Source organism: Clostridium sp. MCC353 (assembly GCF_018785315.1).
In the GTDB taxonomy this organism is placed as follows: Bacteria; Bacillota; Clostridia; order Lachnospirales; family Lachnospiraceae; genus CHH4-2.
The window spans coordinates 399-4424 of record NZ_WQPN01000111.1; the positions used below are offsets into that span (position 1 = coordinate 399).

The 4026-nt window shown below is 44.5% G+C and carries 6 protein-coding genes; 2 read left to right on the forward strand and 4 right to left on the reverse strand.

What is annotated here, in order from left to right; all coding sequences use genetic code 11:
* Window positions 1–112: 112 nt before the first annotated feature.
* The 4 genes from GPL15_RS19330 to GPL15_RS19345 all read right to left on the reverse strand — a co-directional run bounded on the left by GPL15_RS19330 (window position 113) and on the right by GPL15_RS19345 (window position 2261).
* Window positions 113–325: a hypothetical protein gene (locus GPL15_RS19330; protein ID WP_215700314.1), complete on the reverse strand. Its 213-nt coding sequence runs from the start codon at window positions 323–325 to the stop codon at window positions 113–115.
* 81 nt (window positions 326–406) lie between these two features.
* Window positions 407–817 (reverse strand): hypothetical protein, encoded by a 411-nt coding sequence (locus GPL15_RS19335; RefSeq protein ID WP_215700315.1) that lies wholly within the window; start codon window positions 815–817, stop codon window positions 407–409.
* Window positions 818–963: 146 nt separating this feature from the next.
* Window positions 964–1977 (reverse strand): hypothetical protein, encoded by a 1014-nt coding sequence (locus GPL15_RS19340; RefSeq protein ID WP_215700316.1) that lies wholly within the window; start codon window positions 1975–1977, stop codon window positions 964–966.
* 11 nt (window positions 1978–1988) lie between these two features.
* Window positions 1989–2261 (reverse strand): DUF4176 domain-containing protein, encoded by a 273-nt coding sequence (locus tag GPL15_RS19345; RefSeq protein ID WP_215700317.1) that lies wholly within the window; start codon window positions 2259–2261, stop codon window positions 1989–1991.
* Between the two features lie 271 nt (window positions 2262–2532).
* On the opposite strand from GPL15_RS19345, the gene GPL15_RS19350 reads away from it, so the two are divergent.
* Both GPL15_RS19350 and GPL15_RS19355 read left to right on the forward strand, forming a co-directional pair.
* Window positions 2533–2781, forward strand: coding sequence for a TM1266 family iron-only hydrogenase system putative regulator (locus GPL15_RS19350; RefSeq protein WP_215700318.1), 249 nt, complete (start codon window positions 2533–2535; stop codon window positions 2779–2781).
* 137 nt (window positions 2782–2918) lie between these two features.
* On the forward strand, window positions 2919–3929 hold the full coding sequence (locus GPL15_RS19355; protein WP_215700319.1) for a uroporphyrinogen decarboxylase family protein: 1011 nt from the start codon (window positions 2919–2921) through the stop codon (window positions 3927–3929).
* Window positions 3930–4026 lie beyond the last annotated feature (97 nt).

A 4026-nucleotide genomic window follows, 5' to 3' on the forward strand; every position in this document is an offset into this window, starting at 1 on the left:
AAACCAGCAGGAAAGCGGGACGAGGGAGCGGAGGCGGGATTGGATGTTTGGAGGCGGCCTGGGGAGCGGAATCCGTCGGGGATGAAAGCCATCTGGAAACCGTTAGTGAAACTTAGGCTCCAGGGGTGGAAAAAGACGGGCAGAAACTGAAAACCAAATCAGTTTCTGAGATGCCCACTGAACGGTAAAGTCCCATAAAGAGTTTACCGTGAATGGGCATCGGACCGTCTTTTTCCGTCCCTGGAGTCTTAGTTTCACTTACGGTTTCCAGATGGCTTTCATCCCCGACGGATTCCGCTCCCCAGGGCCGCCTCCAAACATCCAATCCCGCCTCCGCTCCCTCGTCCCGCTTTCCTGCGTAACGTTCACAATTAAAGTAACTTCCTCAATTAAATCCCAATTAATCTCAATGCCGGAAGCCCCCCGCGATCATCGCAAAAAAACCTATGGCGATGGCAAGTTCGATACCGGCCAGAACCAGGTTTTTGGCGGCTTGTACCAGATCAGATTCTGAGTATGCTTTTTGGGGATGGTCTTCGCAGATGTAGAATTTTTCATCAAATTCTTTTCGGGATATTTTTACCTGGTAACAGGTGCTGCCGTAGACGTAGCGCCGTTTATAGATGGCTTTTCCCTTATCCAGGCTGGTTGGATCCAGGCTGTTATCGCGGGGATCTTCATAGATATTTACCTGCCGGTAACGGTCAGGAAAATGTGCTGTCATACAATGGTATCGTCCATAAGCACCCCATGCAAGGCATAGCATGGAAATGCCGGTAAACAAAAGTATTGTGATTGAAAATATAGTCTTATGCATATAATTCCTCCATACCGGAGCGCTTTTTTCACAGGCATGTACTGAGAATTTCAGATTCTCAGATACAGTTCAAATTTGTGGCTCCGGCACAAATTTTCGGTGTAAAAATAAGCCATTGGGATTATTTTTTATAATATAGCTTCCATTTATAAGGCTGATCCGCCTGTAACCGGCGTATCATTTGAAAAGATATCAATTACGCTGTCCACCATACCTGTTGTTTCCTCTACAACCCAGTCTTTCAGATGGATTGTTTCTAAAATGATATCCTTAACAATCTCTCCGCCGGTAGACGTGCCGATTTCCTTTTGGGCCAATTGGTACAGTTTGGCTGCGGATTTATAGGCTTGCTGTGCCCAGGGTTCATTATTGACATAATCCATAATTTTGTTCAAATTTTTGGAAGTCCATTCGGCTCCCTCCTGGATGATATCGTCCAGTTGTGTGAAAACCTCATCGGCGTATTTCCAAGTCCCGCGCGTGTAATCAATAAGTCCGCCCAAAGCTTCATCCGCATTTTTTAAAATGCCCGCTGCCTCATCAGAATATTTGAGAAGATCAGCAAGAGGGATGAGGGCGATCACATCGATCCCAAGGGATATCCATTCGGCCGTCTCAGGACCATCTTCAAACAGATGATAGATATCGGCTATGATATCCCGGATATCACAGGCCTGCCCCACATAGGGGATGCACCCAACCAGCACTGAGCCGATAATTCCAAGCAGATTGCTTTCATCTGTGAAGTTTCCCAAAATGATTTGCTCCACTGCATCCATAATGTAGTCCCATGCGCTCGGATCCACTTCCTGATAATAGTTATATATGAAATTGCCGCTGCTTCCCGGATCATCATTTTTAATAATTTGCGTTTTTATATTAGTCTGGTTTACAATACCGGCTTCTGTGGAGGCATACAGGTTAATGATAACCTCCAATTTGCCGGACATCTGTGCCATATGATCCTCCAGGCGTTCACAGTTATTCAGAACTATTTTCAGGTTTCTCTGCACCAGGTCCGCTGAAATTGCGGAAATGCCCAAACTGTTTTTTACTGATTTTATATCTGAAGAAATGTCCGCGATAGATGTTTTGAAGCCGGAAAATGAACATTTCGTATGTTCCATTTCATTTATTTTTACGCTGAATCCCTGTGCCATAAAGAATCCCCTCACTTATCTGAATTTTTCAGCAAAGATCTGAAGTGCAGTTCCTCAATGTCCTGAAAGCCGATAAAATAGACCATTTGAATCTGATCATGGTTAAACAGCACCACATCCCTGCTGTTTAACATTCCTTCAGGATAGAGGCAGGCTGAATAATCATATTCTTTTTGGCGTTCACCATCATTTGTCAACTGTCTGCGCCCGTAGATCATGAGCCGTTTCTTTCCTTCTTTTAATAATACTACAGAGCCGATAGGCAGATAGTTTTTCTGATTCATGTTTTCCCTCCACTTTATAAAATTGTATAATGTATCTGATAACCGGATATTAACAAAAAAACTGATAAGATTGGGAGGTCTTTGACAAGCGGTACATTTATAAGGATGGATAACGTTACTGTTCATGGCCCCCTTTGGTGGATCCGTCAGAGGAGGCTGTGAACAGTAGCCGGATAACAGCTGGTTTCCATTTATGAATGTTGAAATTTAGAAAAATATGATATAAGATGGTAACATTGAAACTACTGTAATCAGCCAGGAGGGATCGGGAATGGAGACAAGAATTGCTGTAATAGGTATTATCATTGAAAATCTGGAATCTGTAGAGGCGGTAAATGGTATACTGCATCAATATGGGAGCTATATAATAGGTAGAATGGGCCTGCCTTATCCTAAAAAACAGGTAAATATTATCAGCGTGGTGGTGGATGCGCCCCAGGATATTATCAGCGCCATATCAGGAAAGATTGGAAGACTTCCGGGAATCAGCTGTAAGGCCCTCCATTCTAAGATGAGTTAATTGTAAAAATTTTATATAATCTAAAATAAATACAAAAAAGTGGAAATTTTTTCTAAAACCCTCTCATTGTTTTTGATATATTAGGATTATTAAAAAGCGAAACAGCCTGCAATCAAAGGCGGAATGAGAGGGTAATTATGGAAAAGAATACAAAAGAATGGCTGGCAGAGCTGCTGGCTGCACCAAAGAAGAAAGCGATGCCTGTATTGTCATTTCCGGCAATTCAGCTTATGGACATCACTGTGAAAGACCTGATTTCAGATGCCGGCGCACAGGCGAAAGGCATGAAAATGATAGCGGACCGGGTGGATTCCCTGGCCTCTGTCAGTCTGATGGACCTTTCCGTAGAAGCTGAGTGTTTTGGCTCTGCCATCCGTTATTCCGACGATGAGGTTCCGACTGTGATTGGAAGCGTTGTGGGATCGGAAGAAGAAGCAGAGGCTCTGCAGATCCCTGCCATCGGTTCTGGAAGAACCCAGATCTATATTGACGCAATTGCTATGGCAGTGAAAGAGATTACCGACCGGCCGGTTTTTGCTGGAATTATCGGACCATTTTCATTGGCAGGCAGATTGATGGATGTGACGGAGGCTATGGTATACTGCTATGAAGAACCGGACATGGTCCATACCATTCTGGAAAAGGCGTCTCAGTTTTTGATCGACTATGCAAATGCTTATAAAGCGGCAGGCGCTCACGGCGTAGTGATGGCAGAGCCCCTGGCAGGCATGCTTTCCCCCGCTTTATCGGAAGAATTTTCCTGTGACTATGTGAAGAAGATTGTGGATGCGGTTCAGGATGATGATTTCCTGGTGATCTATCACAATTGCGGTAACTATACCATTCAGATGATCGATCAGATTCTTGCAACAGGATCTGCGGCTTATCATTTTGGCAATGCGATCAGCATGGCGGAGATGATGACTCATATTCCGGAGGGAACCATTGCCATGGGAAATGTGGATCCAGCCGGCGAGATCAGAAACGGTACTCCTGAATCGGTGAGGGAAGCAACCTTAAAAGTAATGGGTGAGTGCTGCAAATATCCGAATTTTGTGATATCTACAGGGTGTGACATCCCTCCGATGTCGAAATGGGAAAATATTGATGCGTTTTTTGCGGCAGTGGAAGAGTATTATAAGGGATAATTAATTTAATTGAGTAAGTTACGCAGGAAAGCGGGACGAGGGAGCGGAGGCGGGATTGGATGTTTGGAGGCGGCCCTGGGGAGCGGAATCCGTCGGG